Below are 24,873 nucleotides of genomic sequence, written 5' to 3' on the forward strand. Positions count from 1 at the left end.
ATCGAGGTATCCCATGCCGACCCTGTCCGTGGCCACCGTCCTGCGCGAGCTCTACTCGGCGCCCCTCGAGGCCGCCGTGGCCGCCGAATCGGAGTACCGGCGCATCTGGGCCACCTGGCTGCGCGAGCAGCTGGCGCTGGTCACCGACGCCGCGGGGGACCTGCGGCCGGGTGTGGACCTGGCCGCGCTGCTGCAGACCGCGCCGGTGGTGCGGGTGGACGGGAGGGTCGACGTGGCCATCACCATGCGCATCGCCGCCGTCCGCGAGTCGCAGGGCGGCGTGAGCGGCGGGCTGCAGCTGGGCCCCATCCACGCCAGCGGCTCGTTCGGGTTCATGAACCGCACGACGGAAGAGAGCGTGCTGCAGGCCAGCACGGTGGTGGTGATCAGCAACACCGACCAGAGCCTGGTGGACTACCTGGCCAAGCACAACGTCCCGGTGCCCGACGCGGACGGGGTGAAGAACGCGATCGCGTTCCTCGACAAGGCGCAGGCCCCCGCCGGCGGCGGAGGCGGGAACGACAACCCGGCGGACGGCGGGAACGGAGGGGGCGGGAATGCCTGACACGCCGATCGACCCCACGCTCGACGACGTGCTCGTGGCGCTGCAGAAGTCCTTCAGCCGGGTGAGCGCGCGCTCCGCCGACCTCCCCGCGGATGCGGCGCGCGCCCTTGTCGTGGGGAAGGTGAACTTCGACATCGGGCTGAAGACGAACATCATCGCCGACCGCCTGGTGGTGAACGCCGGCGGGGCCATCGAGCTGAAGCTGAGCGGCACCATCCAGCAGGACATCCGCGAGGTCGCCTCGCCGCCGGCCGGCGAGACCACGCCGATGCCGGACGTCCCGCCCGCCCCGCCACCGGCCGACCAGCCCGACGCGCCGATCCCGGCGGACGCGTCGCCCGCGCCCGACGGTCCGGGCGCCGCCAGCGACGAAGCGATGGGCGGACCCCTGCCCGTCGCCTGAGCACGACGAAAGGCGAACCGATCGATGCCCGCACCCCCGACCGTGGTCGAGAGCCCGCCGATCTCCGACGTGTTCCAGCAGCTGGCGACCGACCTCCAGAAGGTGGTTACGGCCACCAACGCGCCCGTGGACCTCAAGCTGACCTTCACCGCGGTGACGATCAGCTCGAGGGGCGTTCCCCTCTTCTCGCGCAAGAAGGAGGAGACGAGCATGGAGATCACCCTCGCCACGCGGATCACCCCCTGACGCGAGGCCGGCCGGCCCGAACGACGGAGGCGCGGAGATGTTCTTCATCTCCGCGCCTCCGTCTTTTCCTGCCCCTCTGGAGCCTGCTACTCGAACTCCCGCATCAGCTCCGTCAGCGCGGCACTTCCAGGGCACAGCTGCTCGTAGGGGAGATCGTAGAGCGGCGCGGCCACAGTCTGGTTGAGCGCGTGCATGTCGTCGGCGTCGTCCTCCAGGTACAGCAGGCCGGTGACGACCTCGCCCTGCTCCTGGTGCCGCTTCACGTGGGCGTACGCGGCGTCGCGGTCGGTGGGATCGTAGTCCTCCGCCAGCTTGCGGAAGCGCACCAGGCTGCCGTCGTGCATCGGCACCGTCATCGCCCCGCCGGGGTCGTACGACGCCTGGATCTCGCGGCGCAAGGGGATGAAGTCCACCGGCGCCAGCTCGCGGTGCCGCTCGCGGGTGCTCGCGTAGCTCTTCGTCGACCCCTCGTGGTCGTTGAAGGTGACGCAGGGCGAGATCACGTCGATGAACGCGAACCCCTGGTGCCTGAGTCCCGCCTTGAGGATGGGGACCAGCTGCGTCTTGTCGCCGCTGAACGAGCGCGCGACGAAGGTGGCGCCCAGCGTCAGCGCCAGCAGCACGGGGTCGATCGGCTTCTGCCGGTTGGCCTCGCCCTTCTTCGCCTTCGACCCCACGTCGGCGGAGGCGGAGAACTGGCCCTTGGTGAGGCCGTAGACGCCGTTGTTCTCCAGCACGTAGAGCATCCGCACGTTGCGGCGGATGGCGTGGCAGAGCTGGCCCAGGCCGATGGAGAGCGAATCCCCGTCCCCCGACACGCCGACGATGGCCAGCTCGCGGTTCGCCGCGGAGACGCCCGTCGCCACGGCGGGCATCCGCCCGTGGACGGAGTTGAAGCCGTGCGCCTCCTTCAGGAAGTACGCGGTGGTCTTCGACGAGCAGCCGATGCCGGAGAGCTTGGCCACGCGGTGCGGCTCCACGTCCAGCTCGTGGCAGGTCTGCACCAGCGCGGCGGTGACGCTGTCGTGGCCGCATCCCGCGCAGAGGGTGCTCATCGCCCCCTCGTAGTCGCGGCGGGTGAGGCCGAGCGCGTTGGGCTCCAGCGCCGGGTGGCGGACCGGCGGCTTGGCGATGGAGGTCATGCCGCCACCTCCGCGAGCTGGGCCATCACCCCCTCCACCACGGCGCGGGCCGAGAGCGGCACCCCGCCGTAGTCACGGAGCGACAGCAGCCGGTCGCCCGCGATCCCCGTCTCCAGCTGCAGGAGCGAGCGCAGCTGCCCGTCGCGGTTCTGCTCGACCACGAAGACGCGGTCGTGCGCGCGCAGGAAGTCTTCCACCGGCGCGTCGAAGGGGAAGGCGCGGATGCGCATGTAGTCGAGCGCGATCCCCTCCCCCGCCAGCCGCTCCACCGCCTCCAGCACCGCGCCGTGGCAGCCGCCGAGCGCGATGATCCCCATCTCCGCCCCCTCGCGTTCCCTGATCTCCGGCGCGGGGACGGCCTTCGCCGCCGTCGCCAGCTTCAGCGCCAGGCGGTCGACCACCTCGCGGTACGCGTCCGCATCCTCGGTGTACGCGGCGTGCTTGTCGTGCCCGGAGCCGCGGGTGAAGTACGCGCCCCTGGGATGCACGCCGGGGAGCGACCGCGCGGCGACGCCGTCCCCATCCACGTCGAGGTAGCGGCTGAAGCGCTGCATCGCCGCCAGTTGCTCGGCGGTGACGACCTCGCCGCGGTCGGGGCGATACGCGTCGTCCCAGGTGAGCGCGGGGATCATCCAGTCGTTCATCCCGATGTCGAGGTCGGAGACGACGAACACCGGCGTCTGGAAGCGCTCCGCCAGGTCAAACGCCTCCACCGCGAAGCGGAAGCACTCGCCGGGATCGCTGGGGAAGAGCGCGACGTGCTTCGTATCTCCGTGACTCGCGTAGGCGACGGAAAGGAGGTCGCCCTGCTGCGTGCGCGTGGGCATCCCCGTGGACGGGCCGGTGCGCTGCACGTCGAAGAAGACGGCGGGGATCTCGGTGTAGTAGGCCAGGCCGATGAACTCGCCCATCAGCGAGATCCCCGGCCCCGCCGTGGGCGTGAACGCGCGCGCGCCCGCCCACCCCGCGCCGATCACGACGCCCGCCGCGGCCAGCTCGTCCTCCGCCTGCACGATGCAGTAGCGCCGTTCCCCCGTCTCCGCGTCGACGCGATAGCGCGCGCAGAAGCGCCCGAACGCGTCCATCAGCGAGGTGGCGGGGGTGATGGGATACCAGGCGCCCACCGTCGCCCCCGCGTAGAGGCAGCCGAGCGCGGCGGCGGTGTTGCCGTCCAGCAGCACGTGGCCCCGGGTCGCGTCCATCCGCTCCAGCCGGATGGGGAGCGGGCAGGCGAAGTGCTCGCGCGCGTAGTCGTAGCCCAGGTGCAGCGCGCGGAAGTTGGAGTCGATCAGCTTCGGCTTCTTGGCGAACTCGGCGCGGATCGACTCCTTCACCACCTCCAGGTCGATGTCGAGCAGCGCGGCCAGCGCGCCGGCGTAGGCGATGTTCTTCATCAGCGTGCGCTCGCGGCCGCCGCTGAATGCCTCCACGCACATCCGGCCCAGCGGGATGCCGATGAAGGTGACGTCGTCGCGCAGGAGCGCCGCGTCGAGGGGCCACGACGAGTCGTGCAGGAGCCATCCCCCGCTGCGCACCTCGGCGATGTCGCGCTCGTGCGTGGCCGGGTTCATCGCCACGATCAGGTCGAAGTCGGGGGTGCGCGCGGTCCAGCCGTCGCGGCTCACCCGGATCTCGTACCAGGTCGGCAGCCCCTGGATGTTGCTGGGGAAGACGTTCTTGCCGCAGACCGGGATCCCCATGCGGAAGATGGACTGCAGCAGGAGCGAGTTCGCGCTGGCCGACCCGGTGCCGTTCACCGTCCCCACCTTGAAGGCGAAGTCGTTCACCCGGCCGCCGTCGTCGTGGCGGCCGTTCGACGAGGGGGACTCGGGGAAGAGGCGCGCTACGCGTGCGCCGCGCATGCGGACCTCCCGGCGTAGGGGATCATGAGCTCGAAGGTGCGCATGTCCCACGCGGCGGTGGGGCAGCGCTCGGCGCACAGGCCGCAGTGCAGGCAGATGTCCTCGTCCTTCACCATCACCCGCGCGGTCTGCGGCAGCGCGTCGGAGACGTAGATCTCCTGCGCGGGATTGACCGCCGGCGCGGAGAGCCGCGTCCGCAGCTCGTCCTCGCTCTCCCCGTCGTACGTGATGGTGAGGCAGCTGACCGGGCAGACGTCGATGCAGGCGTCGCACTCGATGCAGAGCGGCGCGGTGAAGTGCGTCTGCACGTCGCAGTTCAGGCAGCGCTCCACCTCGCGCTGCGCCTGCTCGAGGGTGAAGCCCAGCTCCACCTCGGTGTCGAGGCGGTGGAAGCGGGTGTCGAGCCCCACGTGCACCATCTTCGTGCGCTGCTCGATGCTGTAATCGTTGCTGTAGCTCCAGGCGTGCATCCCCAGCTTGGCCGAGACCAGGTTCATCCCCTGCGCCGGGCGCTCGGTGAGGGGGACGCCCTCGCAGCGGTTGTGGATGGAGATGGCCGCCTGATGCCCGTGCTCCACCGCCCAGATGATGTTCTCGGGCCCCCACGCCGCGTCGCCGCCGAAGAACACGCCCTCGCGCGTGGACTGGAAGGTGACGCGGTCGACCACGGGCATGTCCCACTCGTTGAACTCGAGCCCGATGTCGCGCTCGATCCAGGGGAAGGCGTTCTCCTGCCCGATCGCCAGGATCACCGCGTCGCAGGGGATGACGACCGAGTCGATCGTCTCGCTCTTCTGCCGTCCCCCCTCCTCGTACCAGCGGACGCGCTCGAACTCCATCCCCACCAGCACGCCGTTCTCCACGACGAAGCGCTTCGGCGCGTGGTTCTCCACGATCTCCACGCCCTCTTCTTCCGCATCTTCCAGTTCCCAGGGAGATGCCTTGAAGTGCGCGCGGCCACGGCGGGCCATCACCTTCACGTCCGTGGCGCCGAGACGCTTCGACGAGCGGCAGCAGTCCATCGCCGTGTTGCCCACGCCGATGATCAGCACGCGCTCCTGGATGGAGGTCACGTGGCCGAAGTGCACCGACTCCAGCCATTCGATGCCGATGTGCACGCGGTCCGGCACGTCCCACCGCCCGGGGAGATCCAGCTCCTTCCCCTTCGGCGCGCCGCTGCCGACGAACACCGCGTCCCATCCCTCCTCCAGCAATGCGCGCAGGCTGTCGACCGGCGACGAGTAGCGGACCTCGATCCCGCCGATCCCCGTGATCATCTCGATCTCCTCGTCGAGCACGGCGTGGGGGAGGCGGAAGGCGGGGATGTTGGTGCGCATCAGGCCCCCCGGCCGGTCGAGCTTCTCGAAGATCACGCACTCGTAGCCCAGCGGCGCCAGGTCGTTGCACACCGTCAGCGACGCCGGCCCCGCCCCCACCAGCGCGATGCGGCGGCCGTTGGAGACCGGCGGAGCCTTGGGGAGATACGCGGAGACGTCGTCGCGATTGTCGGCGGCGACGCGCTTCAGGCGGCAGATGGCGACGGGCTTGCCGTCCACGCGGGTGCGGCGGCAGGCGGGCTCGCACGGCCGGTCGCAGGTTCGGCCCAGGATGCCGGGGAAGACGTTGGACTCGCGGTTCAGCAGGTACGCCTCGGTGTGGCGCCCCTGCGCGATCAGCCGGATGTACTCGGGAACGTTGGTATGCGCGGGGCACGCATACTGGCAGTCCACGACCTTGTGGTAGTACTTCGGGTTGGTGACGTCGGTCGGGAGCATTCGGCACCCAGCGCTGGAGGAGCGTGACGTCCGGCTGTGGGCCGCTCGCGGGCGCGCGAATGGCCGTGGATCGGCCGCGGGAGGTGCGCGAGGAGCGGATTCCCTAGGTTAGCGGCAAACGTTCACCGGTTCAAGCTTCTGTCAGCTTTCTTGTGGAGAGGTTGTCTTAGAGCCATACTTGATGCCATACTTAGCGCAACAGAAATTTGTCACCCGAGGGTTGAGGGGGACGCATGAGCCTGGAAGCCGCGCATTTGTCTCGCCGGAAGCGCAGACGCAGCTCGACAGCGGATCCGCTGAAGAAAGTCACCTACCAGATGCGCGCCTCCACGCTGGATGCCATCCGGCAGGCAGTGGAGCGCGGCGGCTACGCGAGCCAGAACGAGTTCGTCGAAGAAGCGGTCGTTGCCCAACTCCGGGAACTGCGGCGGGCGAAAGTCTACGCGGCCTACCAGGAGGCGGCGCGCGACCCCGAGTTCATGGCCGAGCAACGGGAAACGACGGCAGCGTTCGACGTGGCGCTGCTGGATGGGCTGGAGGACGCTGCAGGGGGGCGGTGATGGCTTACCGCGGCCCGGTCCATCGCTGGGACCTCTACTGGGCGGACCTGGATCCAGCCGTGGAAAGCGAGCAGGGAGGCAACCGCAGGCCCGTGCTCGTGGTCTCCAACGACGGATTCAACTCCGCGTTCGATGTGGTGACGATCGTCTCGCTGACGAAGCTGGAGGGCAAGCGGCGGAGGGTGTATCCGTTCGAGGTTCTGCTGCCACCAGAGATCGTGGGGACCGGGTTCGGGAGCATCGTCATGCCGCAGCAGATCCGCACCATCTCCAGGCTGCGGTTGATGGAACGAATCGGCGTTCTGGAAGATGAGGCCAAGCGCGAGGAGATCGAGAACCGCCTCCTGGAGCACCTCGACATCGAATTCGAGGCGGAACTCCCGGAGTAGACCGAACCAGCATGGAAGATACAGCGGCGTCAGCGGATTTCCCTGGCGCCGCTTCCGTTTCCATTGGTGGGAGAGATCAGCACCCCTCCTTCCCGCGCACCTCCACGTCGCCCACGACGATGTCCGCCCAGATCACGTCCGTGGCGGAGACGCGCACGACCTTGTCGGCGTCGTCCAGCAGCTGCCAGTAGATGCAGTAGCGTCCAGCCTTAGCCGGGGCGTGGAACGGCGCGCGGAAGGTGAAGGTGCCCGACGGCCGCACGTCGCGGTCGATGGGGACGTCGGGGAAGGGCGGGTGCGCGAACTCCGGGTTCGAGCGGACGAAGCGCAGCCGCAGGCTTCCCGCCCCCCAGGTGCACTCGCCCCGGTTGTGGAGCGTCCACTCCTTCGGCACGAGCGCGCCGGGTCGGACGACAGTACCGTCCGCCACGCGCTCCGAGCGCAGGAACGAGGCGACCGCCTTCCCCAACGCGCATTCCGGCGCGCTCGCCCGCAGCTCCCCGGTGAAGACCTCGATGTGCACGTCGACCGCGGCTGCGTCGGAGACGGGCACCACACTCCCCGCGCCGTCGGCGAAGCGCCACGACTCGCGGTACGAGCCCGGCCGCTCGGGGGCGCGCATGGGGATGGAGAAGGTGTAGGCGTCGCTCGGCTGCACCCGCTCCTCGACCCGCACGGCGTCCGCCCCGGGCGCGCTGAGGCGGGGGCCGGACGCGGAGTCGAAGCGGAGCGAAAGCGAACCGTCCCACACGCACTCGCCGCGGTTGACCAGCGTCCACGAGTTGGCGAAGGGCTGCCCCGGGTGCATCGGGTTCTCGCGCCCGGGGTGGCTCTGCGCCAGGATCTCGGCGCGCGCCTCATTCGGGCCACAGGGGGGCAGCTCGGGAAGGCGCCGGAAGGTGATCTGCAGCGCCTTGCCGTCCTCCAGGCGGACAGGCCGTCCCGCGCGGTCGAGCAGCTGCCAGTCCTCCGCGTAGTTCCCGATGCGGGCGGGGCCCCGCATGGGGATGGGGAGGACGAGGACGCTGTCCGGCGGCACGGCACGGCGCACGCGGCGGACGCGCTCGACGACGGAATCGGCGGTGAGCGGCGCGGGACCGGAGTGGCGGACGCGCACCAGCCGCGCACCGCGCCGCCAGGTGCACTCTCCGACGTTCTTCAGGAACCAGGTCGGTGTCAGGCGCTCGCCCTCGCGCACGGCGGTTTTCGCCTCGGCGGGGTAGATCTGGCGGACGAGATGCGCGCGCGCCCGACCGGCGGCGCACTTCGGCGGCCCGCCCGCGAGGAGCGGCCGCAGGAGCAGCGCGGCGAGAACCAGCGACAGGACGGCCAGGATCGCCACCCTTCCCCGCTCCTTCCGCACCCCGCCTTGCCGCGCGCGCTCCAGCCATCGCCCCGCGTCCCAGCCGGCCACGCGCTCCGCACCGGCGGCGGCGAGCGCGCGCAGCGTGGCGCGGTCACCCCGCTCCTCCGCGCGGCTGCAGGCGTCCTCCAGCAGCTCCACCAGCCGGCGGCGGTACGCCTCGCGCCGCTCGATCACCCACTCGACGAACGCCTCGGCGCCCTCGCCCACCTGAAACTCGAACCCGTCCAGGAAGGGCGCGCGGTACGCCGCCAGCACGGCCTGCACCGCCGCTGCGTTGTCCGCCGTGGCGCAGAGTGCGTCCAGGTCGCACGGGATGTCGGCGGCCAGGGCGACGGGGTCCGCGCCGGCGGGGAGCGCGCCGGGAGGCAGCACGCGCCGCAGCGCGGAGACGGCGTTGTTGACGGAATGGTTGCGGCCGATGCTCGTCTTCCCCCACAGCAGCCCGCCGATGGCGCCGCGTGCCTGGGGGAGGCCGGTGGCGCGGAGGAAGACCAGGAGCGCGAGCTCCTTGGCATTGAGATGGATTTCCGCTCCGCCGGCCGTCAGCCGGGGATGTCCGAACGTCTGGAGGAAGTGCGCCATGAGGGCGGATGGGGCGATTACGACGGGATTTCGGACGGCTTTGGAGATCCTTTAGAGGCTCACCTGTTCCCCAAATGGCAACCGCGCAGCATCGTGTCTCTCGCCAGCAGGGTACGGCACCCGGGGAAAGTGGCAGGCCAGCCCGCTAATCTACCCGGCGCCTTTCGGGCCGGGAAGAGAGCGCAACCGATCCCCCCGTACCGGCCGGCAACGCACCACCGGATCTCCCTCCACAGCCCCGCAGCACGCACCCTTCTTCTACCGCACCGTTCTCCAGCATCCAGACCAGGACGCAACCGTTCTCGACACTCGGGTCCCGGTACGTCGGCGTAAATGTGAAGTGTTTCACCGCCACGGTTGCGAAAAGGGCGGCGTCAGCGGAAAAGCCTCGCTGGCGCCGCGCCTGTTTGGTGGGTCACGATGCTCTCGTGTGACGCGGGGGATGAATGTGCGTAAAGTGGACGAGATTCGGAGCGCTGAACCGCTTGTGACCGGCCACCGCGCGGCATAAATTCCCGGTGTACCCAAACTGAAAGTTCCCACTGTTCCCACTGGGGCGCGCCGTGACGCGCCCATCGGTGGAGATGCTCCGCGATGCGGTGCGGCGCGCGTCCGAGGCGCGGTCGCAGCGTTCCGTCGCGGCCGAGATCGGCATTTCCTACCGCACGGTGGGAAAGTTCCTGGCCGGCTCGGCGCCGTACGCCAGGACCTTGAAGAAGCTGCAGGAGTGGTTCGTCTCCACCATCGTCCCGCAGGACGGCGTGTCTCCGGAGGCGGCGACCGCAGCCGTGTTCATCATGCTCGACAACATCCCGCCGTCGTTCCGCGCCGAGGCCGTGCACAAGCTCGTGCAGGCGCTCGGTGACATCCACCGCGAGGTCGGCGTGAAGCTCCCCGGCTGGATCAGCGACCTCGACGCCGCGCGCTCCGGGTAGCAGCCCCTTTACGCCGCCGCCCGCACGGTCGCCGTCACGTGCGACGCCTGCACGCCCAGCTCCAGTGGCGGATTTCCGTTCTCCGCCAGCGCCCGACGCGCGATCGCCAGGCCGAACCCGAACCGCTGGACGAACCCGAGCACGCGCATCGCCTCGGCCAGGTTCGGATTGCGGTAATCCGCGGCTCCCGGTTCTCCGAAATTCTCCGCGCTCACGGTTCCGAACGGGCCTCCCGGGCTCGTGATCTCGATCCGGTCGTCGTACCAGTAGACTCGCACCGGCGCGTGCGTCGCCTCGTAGGTGCGGTGCATCACCGCATTGCGCACCAGCTGCTGCAGCGCGGCCAGCGGGTAGTCCGAGCGGCGCTCCTCGCGCGGGCCACTGGTGATGTCCACGGACGTCCGGTTGTGCGACTGCAGCTTCTGGTCGATCCCCTTCAGCAACTCCGACAGCGGCCCGTCCACCGCCAGCTCGTCGATCACCGGATCGCCGAGCTCTCTCCCGGCAATCCGCAGGAACTGGATGTACGCGCCGGGGATGAAATCGCGCGGATTCGTCCTGCCTATGACGAGCAGTCCGAGCACGGTCGGCACGGCCGAATTCGCCGCATCCACCATCTTCGTAACCGCGAGGCGCTGCTCGAAGGTGCGCTCGTTGGCCTCCAGCACGTCGGGCGCGAAGGCGGCCGGAAGGTATTCGTTCTCGAACCGCACCCGGTCGAGGTCGGCGAGCGTAGCGGAAACCATCGGGCGCACGTCGAACGGCGTATCGCGCGCGCGGCGCTTCTCGGTGAGGATGCGCTCATCCTGCGCGCTGGCGATCCCCCGTCTCGGGCCGATGCGGATGTGAACGCGCCCGCGGTACCGCACGGGTGGCGAGTCCGACGGCTCGACGGTGATCACCGCCATGTCCGCACCGCGCAACCTGCGCTTGGACACGGTCATCGTCGGAGGAGGGACGATGTTTCCGTCGGTCTTGATGTCCGAGAGTTTCAGCAGAAGATCGTCGGTGACCGCGATCGCGCTCGCCTCGCCGGTGCGGTCGCGTGCGCCGATGAACACCACGCCCGGCCGGCGATGGTCGGGAAGATCGTTGGCGAACGCGCAGACGGCCTCCCGAACCTTCGTCGGCGCGTCCCCTCCAAACGATTCCTTTCGCTCGGCGAGATCGGATTCGAGGTCCGAGAGCATCGCCTCGAGCTCCGCATCCGTGTAGTTCGTCATTCTCCGGCTGTTTCGGCTCGTAATCGCAATCGCAGTGAGTTCGGCAAGCTATTTCCTGCACGACGTGCGGAACAGTAGCCAAAGATAGCCGCGCGGGGCCATCAACCCGCTTACAACCTTCCGCTCCTCCGGCGAATCACAGGGGGCGCATTCCCGCCGCGGCCGCGCCCAGCCCCGCGCGCCGCCCGATCCGTCCGCCGGTTCGAGGAGCCTTCCGATGAAGCATCTCCCCTGTATTTGCGCGGTCGCCATCTCCCTTGCGGTCACTGCGATGGATGCCGTCGCGCAGAACGCCGCGTCCACTGATCTCGTAGGGCTGTGGCAGGCGAAGCGCGGGTTCGACACCGGCGCGGCGGGGCGGCTGGTGGTGGACCGCGCGGGTGGCGGATGGCGCGCGGCGATCGCGGGGCGAACGGCGGCGGTCCGCGTGGCGGGCGACACGGTGGCGTTCGCGCTGCCGGACAGCTCGGGACGGTTCGTCGGGCGCTTCGACGCGGGGCGCTCGCGCATCACCGGGCATTGGGTGCAGCCGCGGACGGTGACGAGCGGCAACTGGTACGCATCACCGCTCGCGCTGGCGAGCTGCGGCGCGAACTGCTTCGCGGGCACCGTCATCCCTGCGGCCGACGAGCTCACCTTCTTCATCCGCGTGGAGCGGCGGCCGGACGGGCGGCTGGCCGCGCTCCTCCGCAACCCGGAGCGCAACCTGGGCGGCCAGTTCATCCGCCTCGCGCGGATCGAGGCGGACGGCCCCGGGGTGCGGCTGCTCGACCGGCGCGACTCCGTGCTCTTCCGCGGCGAGTTGCGCGACGGGGTGATGACGGTCTACATCCCCGGCCGCGGCGGCTCGTACGACTTCCAGCCGGTGCGCGGGGACGCGTTCACCTTCTTCTATCCCCGCGGCCGTCCCACCGCGAGCTACACCTACGTCCCGCCGCGGCAGCGCGACGACGGCTGGCCGGTGGGTACGCTCGACCAGGCGGGGATCTCGCGCGAGCGGATCAGCGCGGCGCTCGACTCGCTGATCGACACGCCGGTGGACTCGATCGGCGCGCACAAGCTGCACTCGCTGGTGATCGCCCGCCACGGCAGGATCGTGCTGGAAGAGTACTTCTACGGCGCCGACGCCGACATCCCGCACGAGACGCGCTCGGCCTCGAAGACGGTGACCACGGTGATGGCCGGCGCGGCGATGCAGGCGGGCGCGCGCGTCGGTCCGGCGACGCCCGTGTACGCGACGCTGCGGCCCGGCGCGGCGGGGCTCGACGCGCGGAAGCGGGCGCTCACGCTGGAGCATCTGCTCAACATGGCGTCGGGGTACGACTGCGACGACAGCGGCGACCGTCCGGGCGACGAAGACGTCATCACCCAGCAGGCGGACAATCCCGACTGGGCTTCGGTGATCCTGGCGCTGAACCTCGTCCGCGAGCCCGGCGATTCCGCCGTCTACTGCTCCATCAACCCGCACCTCGCCGGCGTCGTGCTGTCGCGCGCGACCGGGCGCTGGCTCCCCGACCTGTGGCACGACCTGGTCGCGCAGCCGCTGGGGATCGACCGCTACTACATCCCCCTGACGCCGACGGAGGACGCGTACATGGGCGGCGGGTGGCTCCTGCGGATCCGCGACTTCATGAAGCTGGGGCAGGTGTACCTGAACGGGGGGACGTGGCAGGGCCGGCGGATCGTGAGCGAGGATTGGGTGCGGCGCAGCACCGAGCCGCGCTACCCGATGGGCACGCGCGCGCGGTACGGCTACCTCTGGTGGATGATGGACTATCCGTACGCCGGCCGCACCATCCGCGCCTACTTCGCGTCGGGCAACGGCGGGCAGTACGTGATGGTCATCCCCGAGCTGGACCTGGTGATCGGCGCGAACGGCGGCAACTACAACGACCGCGCGGGCTTCCAGACCGTGGTGGACCTGATCCCGAGGGTCATCCTCCCCGCAGTCGCAGCGGGAAGGTAGATACGGAAGGATTATCACACGGAGGGAGCGGAGGGAACGGAGGACTGACCTGAGTTCCCTCCGTTCCCTCCGTTCCCTCCGTGTGATTTCATCATTTTTCGTTCGAATGCACGGTCGTTCGATCAATCCGGCATGAAACCAGGATCGCCGGATACCGAAACAGAAGCGGGCGCGGGAGAACTCGTCTCCCGCGCCCGCCTTGCTCATCGTCCGTACGCTCAGCCGTTGGCGGCGTCGCCGGCCCAGGGGTCCTGCTCCAGCCACGTGCGGTCGCGGGGGGAGAACAGGAACACCATCCCGCCGTTGCTCAGCTTGGGAAGCAGCGCCCGCGCGCGGGCCGGCTCCACCGCCGGGCACCCCTCGCTGCGGCCGGCGCGGCTGGCCGTCACGTACGGCGCGCCGTGCGCCACCACGCCGCGCGCCCGTGCGGCCCCGTTGAACTTCCCCGACACCCCCGCCAGCCGCAGCCCCACGCTGCGATAGGCCTTGCCGCCCGTGTGGCCCACGAACGCGTAGGTCTCCTGCGCCAGGTACAGCCCCAGCGAGGTGGTGGCCGCGCCCATCTTGTTGCCGAAGCGGGTCGGCACGCCCACGCCCGCCGGCGCCGAGCCGCGCCCGTGCGCCACCATGAAGGGCCCGTCCACCACCTTCAGCGTCTTCATGTCGAACACGTAGCCGCGCGGCGTGGTGGCGCTCAGGCCGTAGTCCACGAAGTACAGGTACGGCTTGCGCACCTTGCCCGGGTTCTCGGACTTGTACGCGTAGTACGCCTTGAAGGCCATCTCCAGCGCTTCCGGGCTGCTCAGCTTCTTCACCTTGGGCGACAGCGCGTTAAGCGCCACCTGCACCGGCGAATTCGCGTCCGGACGCTCGACGCCGCCCGCGGCCAGCACGGCGCGCGCGGCGGTCACCACCGTGGGCGCCGGCGCCGTGGCGGCGGCCGGGGCCGGGCGGGCGGCCGCAGCCTCCGCGAAGGTGGTGTGGCCGTTCTCGCTCAGCAGGGCGCCGCCCAGGCCCGCGCAGGTGGCGGCCGTGGCGATGGTCAGCAGGCGTGAACGCAGCATCGATTCTCCCGTCTGGTGATGGCGCCCGGGTGGCGGCGCCGAAACTCCGGTCACTCCGCGCGAAGCGCCCCCGAACCCGTGGTCTGGGAGCGCTTCGTCAGCGAAGCAAGGCCCGGGGATCCATCTCCCCGACAGCCCAATCGTTTTGGTGTGCCTCCAATCTAACGCAAATGTAAGTCCAAGTCAATTAAGGAGATAGTTGGACTCTCCAGCTTTCCTGCCCTGATTTCTGCTACTTCCCTGGGATTCTGGAAGGGAACTTTGAAGAGAAACTACCAATTGACGCCCTTTACTGAGATATTCCCGGACGCTATCTTCCGTAGCGAGACTGGTCGGCCACAAGGGCAGAGAACAAATAAGACACGCCAGGCTGCACTTCCAGATTAGATCATCTTAAGTCTTCGCGTCAGGCGAGACCCGACAAACTGATGTCTGCGCCACGAGAGACGGCCGCACGTGCTACGGGCGAGCGGCCGGGCACGCCGGTCCCGCGACTGCGGGCTGGCATCCACCGCACCACGAGGGAGAGCATCATGCGAGAGAAGGTCAAGCTGAGCCTGGACGTGGACCAGCTCCAGGTGGAGTCGTTCGTGTCGCAGTCCGCGGAGACCGCGCGCGGAACCGTGGTGGCGCACGTGTCGCTGGGCTGCGACACCCTGTACGACGGCACCTGCCGCGGATACGGCACCTGCGGGATCTATCCCTGCAAGCCGATCCCCTGAGCCACGCTGGCAACCTCACGTGAAGCACTGTAGCCGCGGGGGAGATCGCTCCCTCGCGGCTGCTCGCGTTCTGCCCCGCGTCCTGATAGTTAAGCATTCGCTTAAGTATCCCAATTTCCCTCGAAGAGATGATCGCCCCCAGGCGCGCGAGGCGGCCATGCGGCGATCCCCCTCGATCGATCAGTTGAGACAAGCCGACGCCAACAACTGGCCGTGGGAACCGCCTGCATTTCTGCCGTGCATCTCCACGGGTGTGAGCCACGGAGATGTGGGGATTCGTGCTGTCCAAGCTTTGCAACTTGTTGTGACCGCAGGATCTCCGGGCGGATTCTTGCATCCGCTCGGCGCAACCGGACGCGCCTGCTCGCTCGATTCCAGGGCATCCACCGCTGAAGCCCGACATGCCAGACGACATCATCGCCCGCAACAACGTGCGCGTCTCAGGGCGCGGCACGCAGCCCATGCTGTTCGCCCACGGCTTTGGATGCGACCAGAACATGTGGCGCTTCGTGGCGCCCGCGTTCGAGGACGACTATCGCGTGGTGCTGTTCGACTACGTCGGCTCGGGGAAGAGCGGCCTCTCGGCGTACGATCCGGCGAGGTATGCGACGCTGGACGGGTACGCGCAGGACATCCTGGACGTGGTGCACGCGCTCGACCTCCGCGACGTGATCCTCGTCGGCCACTCGGTGAGCGCGATGGTGGCGGTGCTGGCGGCCAATCGCGAGCCGGAGCGCTTCGAGCGGCTGGTCCTGATCGGCCCCAGCCCGCGCTACGTGAACGACCCGCCGTACGTGGGCGGTTTCGAGCGCGGCGACATCGAGGGGCTGCTGGAGATGATGGAGCACAACTACATCGGCTGGGCCAATTTCCTCGCGCCGGCGATCATCAGGAACCCCGACCGGCCGGAGCTGGGCGCCGAGCTGACGGAAAGCTTCTGCTCCACCGACCCCGTCGTCGCGCGCCGCTTCGCCGAGGCCACCTTCCTCTCCGACAACCGCGACGACCTGCGGCGGCTGACGGTGCCCTCGCTCATCCTCCAGTGCTCCGACGACATGGTGGCGCCGCTCGAGGTGGGCGACTACGTGCACCGCCACACGCCGGGAAGCACGCTGCGGGTGATGAAGGCGACGGGTCACTGTCCGCACATGAGCCATCCCGCGGAGACGATCGAGGCGATGCGCGCGTACCTCCTCCAGCCCGCGGCCGCCGCGTGAGCGACGCGGCGGGGGTCGGCGCGCGGGCGCTGGATCCGCTGCTGGACCACGCGCCCGCCGGGTTCCTTTCCGTGGCCGACGACGGCCTCATCACCGCCGCCAACGCCACGCTGGCGGAGATGCTCGGCTACGCGCCCGGCGAGCTGGAGGGGCGCCGCGTCGACGCCATCCTCACCACCGGGGCGCGCCTCTTCTACCAGACCCACTTCTTTCCCCTGGTGCGCATGCACGGCCACGCCGAGGAGGTGTTCCTGATCCTCCGCGGCGCGGACGGCGGCGAGGTGGCGGTCCTCGCCAACGCGGTGCGCCGCGAGCGCGCGGGCGCGTGGGCCAACGACTGCGTGCTGGTGCAGGTCCGCGAGCGGCGCCGGTTCGAGGACGAGCTGCTGCGCGCGCGCCGCGAGGCCGAGCGGGCGCGCGCGCAGGCGGAGGACCACGCCGAGGAGCTGCGCGTGGCCAACGAGCAGCTCGAGGCGCAGGCGCTGGAGATGGAGCTGCAGCAGGAGCAGCTGCGCGACCAGGCGGCCGAGCTGGAGATGCAGGGCGACCACCTGCAGACGCTCAACCACGAGCTGACCGAGCGCACGGTGGAGCTGGAGCGCCAGCGCGCCGCCGCCGAGGAGGCCAACCGCGCCAAGAGCGCCTTCCTGGCGGTGATGAGCCACGAGCTGCGCACCCCGCTGAACGCCATCGCCGGCTACGTGCAGCTGATGGAGATGGGGATCCACGGCCCGGTGACCGACGCCCAGCGGCTGGCGCTGGACCGTATCGGCCGCAGCCAGAAGCACCTGCTGCGGCTGATCAACGACGTGCTGAACCTGGCCCGCATCGAGGCCGGGCGCGTGGAGTACGTGCTGGAGGCGGTGGACCTGGCGGCGCTGATGGTGGACGTGACGCCCATGGTGGAGCCGCAGATGCAGTCCAAGGGGCTGGCGCTCGACGTGGCCGTGGCGGGGGAGATGGTGGCGCGGGCGGACCGCGAGAAGGTGCAGCAGATCGTGATCAACCTGCTCAGCAACGCGCTCAAGTTCACCCCCGCCGGCGGCCGCGTGCGCGTCGACGCCGCCCGCGCGGGCGAGGGGGACGCCGCCCGGGTGCTGCTGCGCGTGGCCGACACCGGCATCGGCATCCCGCCCGACAAGCAGGCGTCGGTGTTCGACCCCTTCGTGCAGGTGGACATGAGCCGCACCCGCGGCAGCGAGGGGAGCGGCCTGGGTCTCGCAATCAGCCGCGACCTTGCGCGCGGCATGGGCGGCGACCTGACCGTCGAGAGCGCCGTCGGCCGGGGAAGCACCTTCACCCTCACCGTGCCCGCGGCGACGGAGCCGCCTCCTGATGCAGTCTCGGACTGATCCCGCTTCCGCCGGTTGGTTGTCCATTGCCAGGACATCCCAACAGCATTGGATCACACGGAGGAAGCGGAGGGAACGGAGGAACTCAGGTCAGTCCTCCGTTCCCTCCGTTTCCTCCGTGTGATTTCATTGGTGATTCGAATGCACGGCCACCCTTCCCGCCCGCGAACAGACCGCCCTCGATCCCCTCAACGCTGATGGCAACGGGGGATCACGCAGCTTCGGCCATCTCCCCTGCGAGCAGCTGGTACGAGCGCAGCCGGGCCTCGTGCGAGTGGACGGCGGTGATGATCATCAGCTCGTCGGCCTGCGTCTCCGCCACGAGCGCTTCGAGCTGCGCGCGGACCTGCGCGGGCGTGCCGATCACCTGCAGGCGGCGGTACCCGGCGGCCACGGCGCGGTCCTGCGGCGTGTACTCGTACGCCGCCGCCTCCTCGGGGCTGGGGAGCGGGCCGAAGACGCCGCGCTGCAGCCGCACCCACGCCAGCTGCATCGACGTAGCCAGGCGCTCCGCTTCCGCCTCCGTCTCCGCGGCGATGACGGAGGCGGCGACGATGGCGTGCGGCCGGGGGAACGCGTCCGACGGCTGGAAGGCGTCGCGATAGGCCTGGACCGGCGGCGCGGCGGGCGCGGGGCTGAAGTGGCTGGCGAAGGCGTATCCCGTCCCCAGCTGCCCCGCCATGCGCGCGCTGGCGCCGCTCGAGCCCAGCAGCCAGATCGGCGGCAGGGCGACGCCCTCGGGCACCACGCGCACGCGGTGGAACGGGTGCCCGGGCGGGAACTCGCCGCGCGACAGGGCCACGAGCTCGGCCAGCTGCTGCGGGAACTGCTCGGCGTCGAACGGGCGCAGCGCGCTGCTGGTGACCGGGTCCGTCCCCGGCGCACGGCCGATGCCCAGGTCGATGCGCCCCGGGTGCAGCGTCTCGAGCGTGTGGAACGCCTCGGCGATGCGCAGCGGCGCGTGGTTGGGCAGCATGATGCCGCCCGAGCCCACGCGGATGCGCTCCGTGCGCGACGCCACGCGCTCGATCAGGATCTCCGGCGCCGAGCTGGCGATGTTCGGCATCCCGTGGTGCTCGGCCAGCCAGTAGCGCACGAAGCCGAGCCGGTCGGCCAGCCGCGCCAGCGCCTCCATGTTGCGGAACGCGTCGGCCGGCGTGCTGCCGGAGGGCACGGGAGCGAGATCCAGAACGGACAGCGGAAGCGCCATGTCGATCGTCCAGGGAGATGAGAAACGCCGCGCGCGGCGTCGCAACGGGCGGGCCGCGCGCGGCACAAAGATGCGCTGCACGTCAAGCGGCCCCGGTCGGGTGACCGGGGCCGCTCCTCATCTGCCGATCCCGAAGCGCGCCGTCAGAGGCAGCGCTCGGTGTTGCGGTTGCCGATGCCTATCACAGGCAGGTGCTGGTGTCCTGGCAGCGGTACCAGCACGTCCACTGGCAGGTGCCGTTGACCTGGCAGGTGGCCACGCGCGGGCTGCAGGTGCCGAGCTGGCTCCAGTGCCCCTCCACCGTCCCGCGCTCCCCCGACACCTCGCTCGTGGCGAAGGCGACGACGTTGAGCTTGTCGAGGTCCAGCCGGATCTTCCGCATCGATTCCTCCTGGTGGGATGGGACGTTACCGCGCGGCGCCCGGGCGCCTGGCGCGGTCAGACACAGTAGATCCCGGTGCATCCCGCGGTGCCGCACCCGTTGCCGCAGGTGCCGCCGACTTGGCAGGTTCCGACGTAGGCGTCGCAGGTGCCGCGCTGGCTGTAGTGGCCGTGCACGGTCCCGCGCGGCGCCTTCTCCGCCGCGTCGGCCTCGAAGGTCTCCACGTTCAGCTTCTCCAGGTCCAGCCGCATCTTGCGCATCGGGCAGTTCTCCGGTGAGAGAATGGATAAGGAAACGGAATGTAGAAAATAAGTCAGCAAACGCCATCTCGCATCCCCTGACTCGCCTCTGATGTCCTTACTGGAGCGACGTGGGGCTCAGGCAACCATGCGCATCCGATCCCGGATACAACCGTGCCGAGCGGCTGCGCCAAGGATGCTGTCTTCTACTCCACCGCGTTCCGAAAACGCACGTCAGCCGGAACAGAGCGAACTCCGCGCAGGCGGAGTGTGTGCCGTTGTAGCCGCGACTTGAGTCGCATCGTCCTACTCAGCACTCAGCACTGGAAGCGTCACGCCGCGAGCATCTCCGGCTCCTCCGCCTCCTCGGGCGTCTCGGCGCGGAGGCCCTGCTGCAGGCGCTCGCGGTCCAGCTCGCCGGTCCAGCGCGCGACCACGAGCGTGGCCACGCCGTTGCCGATGGTGTTGGTCAGCGCGCGTGCCTCGCTCATGAAGCGGTCGATCCCCAGGATCAGCGCCAGGCCGGCCACGGGCACGCTCCCCACCGCGCTCAGCGTGGCGGCCAGGACGATGAACCCGCTTCCCGTGACCCCCGCCGCGCCCTTCGACGTCAGCAGCAGCACGGCCAGCAGCGTGAGCTGGTGCGTCAGCGTCAGCGGCGTGTCGGTGGCCTGGGCGATGAAGACAGCGGCCATCGTGAGGTAGATGGCGGTGCCGTCGAGGTTGAACGAGTAGCCGGTCGGCACCACCAGGCCGACGACCGACTTGCTCGCGCCCAGGTTCTCCAGCTTGGCGATGAGCCGCGGCAGCACCGCCTCGGAGCTCGAGGTGCCGAGCACGATCAGCAGCTCTTCCTTGATGTAGCGCACGAAGCGGAAGATGCTGAACCCGTGGAGGCGCGCGATGACGCCCAGCACGACGAAGACGAAGAGGATGCAGGTGGCGTAGAAGCTCGCCATCAGCCCCGCCAGCGACGCCAGAGTACCGATCCCGAACTTGCCGATGGTGAACGCCATCGCCCCGAAGGCGCCGATGGGGGCCACCCGCATGATCATCCCCACCATCCCGAAGAGGACGGCGGAGACACGGTCGACCACGTCGTACACCAGCCGCCCGCGCTCGCCCAGCCGGTGCAGCGCGAAGCCGAAGAGCACGGCCACCAGCAGCACCTGCAGGATCTCGCCCTCCGCGAACGCGCCCACCAGGCTGTTGGGGATCACGTGCAGCAGGAAGTCCGTCGGCCCCTGCATCTGCCCCGGCTTCGTGTACGCGGAGACGGCGCCGGCATCCAGGCTCCCCGGGTTCACGTGCATCCCCGCGCCCGGCCGCACGACGTTGATCACCAGCAGCCCCACCACCAGCGCCAGCGTGGACACGAGCTCGAAGTAGAGCAGCGCCAGCCCGCCGGCCTTCCCCACCTGCTTCATGCTCTGCATCCCCGCGATCCCCGTCACCACCGTGCAGAAGATCACGGGGGCGATGATCATCCGCACCAGCTTCACGAACCCGTCGCCGAGCGGCTTCATGGCCGCGCCGGTGGCGGGCGCCAGCACGCCCAGGATCACCCCCAGCGCGATGGCGACCAGCACCTGGAAGTACAGCGAACGGTAGATGGGCCTGCGCGCCGATTCGGCCATGTGCGGACGGATTGGGGTGGAGATGGGGGATCGGGATGGCGAGATGGACTTCAAGGTGCGCTCCACGGCGCCACCACGCCACCACCGGCACAAACCGGATGCTTCTTCGTCGAGGTATGCGGCTGAAGCCGCGGCACCGCGAGTTTACTCGCATTGTCGAATATTCCCATCACGCAGGTGGGATCGCTCCCACACCGTCACGCCGGCTGCGCTTGTCGCGGTACGGGTGGTGCACAGGCGCGCGCGGCTGCCGCACGTGTCCCCATCCTCGCGCCGGACGAGCTCGGTTTGACGACGGAAGAACGCACGACCCATCGCCCGCTGGTGCTGGCCGCGCTGGTGCTGGCGATGTTCATGTCCGCCATCGAGAGCACCATCGTGGCCACCGCCATGCCCAGCATCGCCGCGGAGCTGGGCGGGTTCAGCCTGTACTCGTGGGTGTTCTCGTCCTTCCTGCTGATGCAGGCCGTCGCCATCCCCATCTGCGGCAAGCTCTCCGACATGGTGGGCCGCAAGCCGGTGTTCGTCGCCGGAGTGGTGGTGTTCCTGGCCGGTTCGGTGCTCTGCGGGATGGCGCCGACGATGGGGATGCTGGTGGCGTTCCGCTTCCTGCAGGGGCTCGGCGCGGGCGCGCTCCAGCCGGTGATCGTCACCCTGGCGGGCGACCTGTACACGCTCGAGGAGCGCGGGCGCGTGCAGGGCTACATCTCGGGCGTGTGGGGATTCTCGGCCATCGCGGGACCTCTGGCGGGCGGCTTCATCGTGCACGGCGCGGGATGGCCGTGGATCTTCTGGATGAACCTCCCTTTCGGCATCGCCGCCATCGCGCTGGTGACGCTGAACCTGCACGAGCGCGTGGAGGCACAACGCACCGCCGTCGACTACGGCGGTGCCGCGCTCCTGCTGGCCGCCGTCGGCGCGCTGATGGTGGCGCTGACGCAGGCGGGCACCTGGCCGGCGTCCGCGACCGTGCCGCTGCTGGCCGCTTCGGCGCTGGCGTTCGTGCTCTTCGCCCGGCAGGAGCGGCGCGCGCCCGACCCGCTGATGCACCTGGAGCTGTGGACCACGCCGCTGATCCGCTACGCCAACCTGGCCGCGCTGGCCTCGGGGATGATGATGATCGGCGTGATCACCTTCCTCCCCACCTTCGTGCAGGGCGTGCTCGGCGGCGCGCCGCTGGAGGCGGGGTTCACGCTCTCGGCGATGGTGGTCGGCTGGCCGCTCGCGTCGTACGTGGCGGGACGGCTGCTTGTCCCCGTGGGCGTGCGGCGGCTGGTGCGCGCCGGCGGCGTCGCCGCGGTGGCGGGGACGCTGCTGATCGCGCTGCTGGCCACGCGCGGCGCCATCGGGGCGGGCGCCGGCTCGTTCCTGCTGGGGGTGGGACTGGGATTCCTGAGCACCACGACGCTGGTCGCCATCCAGGCGAGCGTCACCTGGCGCCAGCGAGGCGTGGCCACCGCGTCGAACATGCTGATGCGCATCCTGGGGAACGCGCTGGGCGCGGCGCTGTTCGGCGGCGTGCTGAACTGGGGGATGAGCCGATGGCTGGCGCGAACGGGGCTGCGCGGCCGCGAGTCGCTGGACAGCATCCAGGACCTGATGGCACGCGAGGCCCCGCGCGCCGCGCCGCTCGCCCCGGAGGTGATGGCGCTGCTGCGCGAGGGCCTCTCGCACAGCCTGCAGATCGTGTTCTGGGGGATTGCGCTGATCGCCGCCGCCACCCTCGCCGCCGCCCTCCGCATCCCCGAGCTGGAGCGCCCATCGGACGAGCCGGTCGCCGAGAGCTGACGCGCGGACAGGATTACTGGAGCAGTCCCTCCGTCACCTCGTTCGACTCTCCTGCGACGGATGCCTGCGGATCGAGGTAAGGCTCCATCGGGTCCGAAGTCTTGACGAGATTCTCGAGCAGGGTGCGCAGTGTCCGTCGTAGTACGGGCCAATCGGGAGTACCTGCCTCCGGCAGCGCATCACGGACCTCTGCGGCGTCGGCGGCCTGGTCTTTCGGAAGACCCTGGATGGCCAGGATGCGCTCCACGCCCTTGCGACTTTCGCGGGCGCGGAAGAAGCGTTCGTCACGCGTGTTGGCCGCCAGGCGAGCCGCCTCGGTCCACGCCCCCGCGCGGAAATAGTCCGGGTCGCTGTTCTCGGCGATCCCCTTGTGTCCCTGCGCCAGCAGCGGCCGAAGCTGTTCCGGTGGCGCATTGGAACGCTTCGCGATGCTGTCGTAGGTCATGGTGTCCCTGGCTTCCCGCCCCATCCTCACGAGCCGGGCAACGTCGCCGGCAAGGGTGGAAACCATCGTGTCCCGCGACCGGGCTGCCACCTCGAGATCCACCAGCAACGCGCCCAACTGCGCCGATCGAGCCTCTTCAGAGATTTCGCTCCCGGGGCCACCTCCGCGTTTCCGGGGGATCACCGAGTCCGCGGCCGTCCATTCGCCGGCACGCGGCTGCGACGTCTCCAGCCGCGCAGCCAGCCGCTCGGGGTCGAACGGATCGCCGCCGCGGGCGCGGATGATGGGGATGAGCGCGAGCGCGGCGATGCCTGCGGCGAGGGCGCCCCACGCGGGTGCGGGCATCCCCCACCAGCGGCGGCGGAGCTTGATCACTTTCGTCGGGCCCGGCGCGGGAGCCGGCATGGGCTCCGCGGGATGCGCTGCCTCGACCGCTTCCCCGGCTTCGGGCGACTCGTCCGCCACGACCGGTGGTGTCGCAATCACCCCTCGCGCCTCCAGGTCGCGGAGGACCGCGGCGGCATCGGCGAACACCCGGTAGTCGGAATCGGAGTCGGCGAGCCGCGCGACCAGCTCCGCGCGCGCGTGCTCGTCCAGCCGACCATCGAGCAGCGCGGCGATCCGCTCGTCGTCGTCTAAGGACGGCGGCGCCTGCTGTGGGTGTGGATCGTATTCTTTCACACGGTTTCCCCCTCCCGGGGTAATCCTCTGCTAACCTGATTGGATGGACCGGCGGCGGCGGCCTACCGCTTCCCGCCGCTCATCCGCCGCCGGGGTCGAGGAATTCGCGCACGTCCGCGCGGGACACGCCCTCGCCTTCCATCATCCCCCGGAGCTGGTCGCGGATCCGGTGGATCCGCCGGTAGAGCGCCCGCTGGTCCAGGTGCAGCGCGCGGGCGACGTCGGCCACCGAGGTGCCGTCCTGCAGGTGCATCTTCACGATCATCCGCTCCTCCGGTCCAAGCCGCTCCAGCACGCGGAAGAGCGCCGCCAGCACGGCCGAGCGGTGCCGGGCCGCGTCCTCCCGCGACACGCGCTCGTCGGCGCGGCTGTCGCCCTGGGCGCTCTCCAGCGGCTCGTCGCCCACCTCGTGCGGGCGCAGCGGGCGGCGCACGGGCAGGCGGTCCAGGAGGCGCGCCAGCTCGATGTCGGACATCGTGGTGCGGCCCGCGGTGCGCATCCGCTCGGCGGCCTCGTGCAGCCGGCAGCCGTCGCGGAACACCAGCGTCTCCAACTCGCGCGCCACCGGCCCCAGACGCTCGGCCTCGGCGGAGTTGCGCCAGCGGCCCATCCGCTCGCGCCCGTGCGCGTGGAAGAGCCGCGTGATCACCACCGTCAGGAAGGTACTCAGTTCGCTTTCGCCGCGATACTTCCCCAGGACGGCGTAGTCGTTCTCGATCAGGCGCTCCCTGACCCACGAGACGAAGTCGTCCGCCTCGTCTCCCCGCACGTTGTACAGCCGGCAGAGGGATGCGGCGATCGCCTCGATCCGGGGGAGCGAATCGAGGAACAGGGTACGTGGGTCGATCGCGTCGAGCATTGTGAGCGAAACCATGGTGACCCGGAAGGGACGGCAAGTGCCCTCAATATGCGGCGCGGGCGCCGCGAAGCAACATCTGTCTATTCCATCAACGACCGCTGCAGTCGATCTAGTACGGATTCACCGGAAAAGTTTCATCGCGCCGCTTCACTTTCTCCTGTTTGAATAGATACCCGAAACCGCGCGGGCGTTGGGTCGAGACGTGAGCCGCTCGCCCGGCGGCGCGTCGGGAGCGCGGCTGCGTCACCGCTTCTCCGCTTTGA

Annotated in this window: 23 protein-coding genes; 11 read left to right on the forward strand and 12 right to left on the reverse strand. The window is 69.8% G+C overall.

What is annotated here, in order from left to right; all coding sequences use genetic code 11:
• The first annotated feature begins 13 nt into the window (after window positions 1-13).
• Genes VF092_04520 through VF092_04530 form a run of 3 tightly spaced genes read left to right on the forward strand, consistent with a single transcriptional unit; the run spans window position 14 to window position 1,214 of the window.
• Window positions 14-565, forward strand: coding sequence for a hypothetical protein (locus VF092_04520; protein ID HEX6746537.1), 552 nt, complete (start codon window positions 14-16; stop codon window positions 563-565).
• Window positions 558-968, forward strand: coding sequence for a hypothetical protein (locus tag VF092_04525; protein HEX6746538.1), 411 nt, complete (start codon window positions 558-560; stop codon window positions 966-968). The genes VF092_04520 and VF092_04525 overlap by 8 nt, the downstream gene beginning before the upstream one ends.
• Window positions 969-992: 24 nt before the next feature.
• Complete coding sequence (locus tag VF092_04530; GenBank protein HEX6746539.1) at window positions 993-1,214, forward strand: hypothetical protein; 222 nt, start codon at window positions 993-995, stop codon at window positions 1,212-1,214.
• A gap of 86 nt (window positions 1,215-1,300) precedes the next feature.
• Here VF092_04530 and VF092_04535 read toward each other — a convergent pair whose 3' ends face one another.
• Genes VF092_04535 through VF092_04545 form a run of 3 tightly spaced genes read right to left on the reverse strand, consistent with a single transcriptional unit; the run spans window position 1,301 to window position 5,993 of the window.
• Window positions 1,301-2,356 (reverse strand): 2-oxoacid:ferredoxin oxidoreductase subunit beta, encoded by a 1,056-nt coding sequence (locus tag VF092_04535; GenBank protein HEX6746540.1) that lies wholly within the window; start codon window positions 2,354-2,356, stop codon window positions 1,301-1,303.
• Complete coding sequence (locus VF092_04540) at window positions 2,353-4,218, reverse strand: 2-oxoacid:acceptor oxidoreductase subunit alpha (GenBank protein HEX6746541.1); 1,866 nt, start codon at window positions 4,216-4,218, stop codon at window positions 2,353-2,355. The genes VF092_04535 and VF092_04540 overlap by 4 nt, the downstream gene beginning before the upstream one ends.
• Window positions 4,200-5,993, reverse strand: a complete 1,794-nt coding sequence (locus tag VF092_04545; protein ID HEX6746542.1) for an FAD-dependent oxidoreductase — start codon at window positions 5,991-5,993, stop codon at window positions 4,200-4,202. The genes VF092_04540 and VF092_04545 overlap by 19 nt, the downstream gene beginning before the upstream one ends.
• 233 nt (window positions 5,994-6,226) lie before the next feature.
• On the opposite strand from VF092_04545, the gene VF092_04550 reads away from it, so the two are divergent.
• Window positions 6,227-6,553 carry a hypothetical protein gene (locus VF092_04550; protein HEX6746543.1) on the forward strand — a complete coding sequence of 109 codons (327 nt, stop codon included), beginning with the start codon at window positions 6,227-6,229 and terminating at the stop codon, window positions 6,551-6,553.
• The gene (locus VF092_04555) at window positions 6,553-6,942 is read left to right on the forward strand and encodes a type II toxin-antitoxin system PemK/MazF family toxin (GenBank protein HEX6746544.1); all 390 of its coding nucleotides are present in this window, start codon (window positions 6,553-6,555) and stop codon (window positions 6,940-6,942) included. Before VF092_04550 ends, VF092_04555 begins: the two co-directional genes overlap by 1 nt.
• Before the next feature lie 76 nt (window positions 6,943-7,018).
• On the opposite strand, the gene VF092_04560 is transcribed toward VF092_04555, so the two are convergent.
• Window positions 7,019-8,890 (reverse strand): NBR1-Ig-like domain-containing protein, encoded by a 1,872-nt coding sequence (locus tag VF092_04560; GenBank protein HEX6746545.1) that lies wholly within the window; start codon window positions 8,888-8,890, stop codon window positions 7,019-7,021.
• Window positions 8,891-9,474: 584 nt separating this feature from the next.
• Between VF092_04560 and VF092_04565 the strand changes: the two genes are divergently transcribed.
• Complete coding sequence (locus tag VF092_04565; protein ID HEX6746546.1) at window positions 9,475-9,825, forward strand: hypothetical protein; 351 nt, start codon at window positions 9,475-9,477, stop codon at window positions 9,823-9,825.
• Between the two features lie 8 nt (window positions 9,826-9,833).
• On the opposite strand, the gene VF092_04570 is transcribed toward VF092_04565, so the two are convergent.
• Window positions 9,834-11,048, reverse strand: a complete 1,215-nt coding sequence (locus VF092_04570; protein ID HEX6746547.1) for an ATP-binding protein — start codon at window positions 11,046-11,048, stop codon at window positions 9,834-9,836.
• A gap of 217 nt (window positions 11,049-11,265) precedes the next feature.
• Here VF092_04570 and VF092_04575 point away from each other — a divergent pair, with 217 nt between their 5' ends.
• Window positions 11,266-13,014 (forward strand): serine hydrolase, encoded by a 1,749-nt coding sequence (locus tag VF092_04575; GenBank protein HEX6746548.1) that lies wholly within the window; start codon window positions 11,266-11,268, stop codon window positions 13,012-13,014.
• A 218-nt stretch (window positions 13,015-13,232) separates the two neighbouring features.
• Here the strand turns inward: VF092_04575 and VF092_04580 are convergent, their stop codons facing one another.
• On the reverse strand, window positions 13,233-14,078 hold the full coding sequence (locus VF092_04580) for a murein L,D-transpeptidase catalytic domain family protein (protein ID HEX6746549.1): 846 nt from the start codon (window positions 14,076-14,078) through the stop codon (window positions 13,233-13,235).
• A 533-nt stretch (window positions 14,079-14,611) separates the two neighbouring features.
• Here VF092_04580 and VF092_04585 point away from each other — a divergent pair.
• The 3 genes from VF092_04585 to VF092_04595 all read left to right on the forward strand — a co-directional run bounded on the left by VF092_04585 (window position 14,612) and on the right by VF092_04595 (window position 17,369).
• Window positions 14,612-14,800: a hypothetical protein gene (locus tag VF092_04585; GenBank protein ID HEX6746550.1), complete on the forward strand. Its 189-nt coding sequence runs from the start codon at window positions 14,612-14,614 to the stop codon at window positions 14,798-14,800.
• 401 nt (window positions 14,801-15,201) lie between these two features.
• Window positions 15,202-16,017 carry an alpha/beta hydrolase gene (locus tag VF092_04590; GenBank protein HEX6746551.1) on the forward strand — a complete coding sequence of 272 codons (816 nt, stop codon included), beginning with the start codon at window positions 15,202-15,204 and terminating at the stop codon, window positions 16,015-16,017.
• Window positions 16,014-17,369 carry a PAS domain-containing sensor histidine kinase gene (locus tag VF092_04595; GenBank protein HEX6746552.1) on the forward strand — a complete coding sequence of 452 codons (1,356 nt, stop codon included), beginning with the start codon at window positions 16,014-16,016 and terminating at the stop codon, window positions 17,367-17,369. The genes VF092_04590 and VF092_04595 overlap by 4 nt, the downstream gene beginning before the upstream one ends.
• Window positions 17,370-17,580: 211 nt before the next feature.
• Here the strand turns inward: VF092_04595 and VF092_04600 are convergent, their stop codons facing one another.
• From VF092_04600 to VF092_04615, 4 genes are all read right to left on the reverse strand, one after another.
• Window positions 17,581-18,579: an LLM class flavin-dependent oxidoreductase gene (locus VF092_04600; GenBank protein HEX6746553.1), complete on the reverse strand. Its 999-nt coding sequence runs from the start codon at window positions 18,577-18,579 to the stop codon at window positions 17,581-17,583.
• Between the two features lie 181 nt (window positions 18,580-18,760).
• Window positions 18,761-18,961, reverse strand: coding sequence for a hypothetical protein (locus VF092_04605; protein ID HEX6746554.1), 201 nt, complete (start codon window positions 18,959-18,961; stop codon window positions 18,761-18,763).
• A gap of 56 nt (window positions 18,962-19,017) precedes the next feature.
• A complete protein-coding gene (locus VF092_04610) occupies window positions 19,018-19,221 on the reverse strand; it encodes a hypothetical protein (GenBank protein HEX6746555.1) in 204 nt (67 codons plus the stop codon).
• Between the two features lie 311 nt (window positions 19,222-19,532).
• Entirely contained in the window at window positions 19,533-20,837 is a 1,305-nt protein-coding gene (locus VF092_04615; GenBank protein ID HEX6746556.1) for a dicarboxylate/amino acid:cation symporter, read from the reverse strand.
• Window positions 20,838-21,125: 288 nt separating this feature from the next.
• Between VF092_04615 and VF092_04620 the strand changes: the two genes are divergently transcribed.
• Window positions 21,126-22,625, forward strand: a complete 1,500-nt coding sequence (locus VF092_04620; GenBank protein HEX6746557.1) for an MDR family MFS transporter — start codon at window positions 21,126-21,128, stop codon at window positions 22,623-22,625.
• Between the two features lie 13 nt (window positions 22,626-22,638).
• Here VF092_04620 and VF092_04625 read toward each other — a convergent pair whose 3' ends face one another.
• Both VF092_04625 and VF092_04630 read right to left on the reverse strand, forming a co-directional pair.
• The gene (locus tag VF092_04625; protein HEX6746558.1) at window positions 22,639-23,751 is read right to left on the reverse strand and encodes a hypothetical protein; all 1,113 of its coding nucleotides are present in this window, start codon (window positions 23,749-23,751) and stop codon (window positions 22,639-22,641) included.
• A 79-nt stretch (window positions 23,752-23,830) separates the two neighbouring features.
• On the reverse strand, window positions 23,831-24,625 hold the full coding sequence (locus tag VF092_04630; protein ID HEX6746559.1) for a sigma-70 family RNA polymerase sigma factor: 795 nt from the start codon (window positions 24,623-24,625) through the stop codon (window positions 23,831-23,833).
• Between the last annotated feature and the right edge of the window lie 248 nt (window positions 24,626-24,873).

It is taken from the genome of Longimicrobium sp. (assembly GCA_036377595.1).
In the GTDB taxonomy this organism is placed as follows: Bacteria; Gemmatimonadota; Gemmatimonadetes; order Longimicrobiales; family Longimicrobiaceae; genus Longimicrobium.

Excerpts from the sequence above, each read along its gene's own strand:
- VF092_04520 (HEX6746537.1), top strand. The coding sequence starts at position 14 with ATGCCGACCCTGTCCGTGGCCACCGTCCTGCGCGAGCTCTACTCGGCG.
- VF092_04525 (HEX6746538.1), top strand. The coding sequence starts at position 558 with ATGCCTGACACGCCGATCGACCCCACGCTCGACGACGTGCTCGTGGCG.
- VF092_04530 (HEX6746539.1), top strand. The coding sequence starts at position 993 with ATGCCCGCACCCCCGACCGTGGTCGAGAGCCCGCCGATCTCCGACGTG.
- VF092_04535 (HEX6746540.1), bottom strand. The coding sequence starts at position 2,356 with ATGACCTCCATCGCCAAGCCGCCGGTCCGCCACCCGGCGCTGGAGCCC.
- VF092_04540 (HEX6746541.1), bottom strand. The coding sequence starts at position 4,218 with ATGCGCGGCGCACGCGTAGCGCGCCTCTTCCCCGAGTCCCCCTCGTCG.
- VF092_04545 (HEX6746542.1), bottom strand. The coding sequence starts at position 5,993 with ATGCTCCCGACCGACGTCACCAACCCGAAGTACTACCACAAGGTCGTG.
- VF092_04550 (HEX6746543.1), top strand. The coding sequence starts at position 6,227 with ATGAGCCTGGAAGCCGCGCATTTGTCTCGCCGGAAGCGCAGACGCAGC.
- VF092_04555 (HEX6746544.1), top strand. The coding sequence starts at position 6,553 with ATGGCTTACCGCGGCCCGGTCCATCGCTGGGACCTCTACTGGGCGGAC.
- VF092_04560 (HEX6746545.1), bottom strand. The coding sequence starts at position 8,890 with ATGGCGCACTTCCTCCAGACGTTCGGACATCCCCGGCTGACGGCCGGC.
- VF092_04565 (HEX6746546.1), top strand. The coding sequence starts at position 9,475 with ATGCTCCGCGATGCGGTGCGGCGCGCGTCCGAGGCGCGGTCGCAGCGT.
- VF092_04570 (HEX6746547.1), bottom strand. The coding sequence starts at position 11,048 with ATGACGAACTACACGGATGCGGAGCTCGAGGCGATGCTCTCGGACCTC.
- VF092_04575 (HEX6746548.1), top strand. The coding sequence starts at position 11,266 with ATGAAGCATCTCCCCTGTATTTGCGCGGTCGCCATCTCCCTTGCGGTC.
- VF092_04580 (HEX6746549.1), bottom strand. The coding sequence starts at position 14,078 with ATGCTGCGTTCACGCCTGCTGACCATCGCCACGGCCGCCACCTGCGCG.
- VF092_04585 (HEX6746550.1), top strand. The coding sequence starts at position 14,612 with ATGCGAGAGAAGGTCAAGCTGAGCCTGGACGTGGACCAGCTCCAGGTG.
- VF092_04590 (HEX6746551.1), top strand. The coding sequence starts at position 15,202 with ATGCCAGACGACATCATCGCCCGCAACAACGTGCGCGTCTCAGGGCGC.
- VF092_04600 (HEX6746553.1), bottom strand. The coding sequence starts at position 18,579 with ATGGCGCTTCCGCTGTCCGTTCTGGATCTCGCTCCCGTGCCCTCCGGC.
- VF092_04605 (HEX6746554.1), bottom strand. The coding sequence starts at position 18,961 with ATGCGGAAGATCCGGCTGGACCTCGACAAGCTCAACGTCGTCGCCTTC.
- VF092_04610 (HEX6746555.1), bottom strand. The coding sequence starts at position 19,221 with ATGCGCAAGATGCGGCTGGACCTGGAGAAGCTGAACGTGGAGACCTTC.
- VF092_04615 (HEX6746556.1), bottom strand. The coding sequence starts at position 20,837 with ATGGCCGAATCGGCGCGCAGGCCCATCTACCGTTCGCTGTACTTCCAG.
- VF092_04630 (HEX6746559.1), bottom strand. The coding sequence starts at position 24,625 with ATGGTTTCGCTCACAATGCTCGACGCGATCGACCCACGTACCCTGTTC.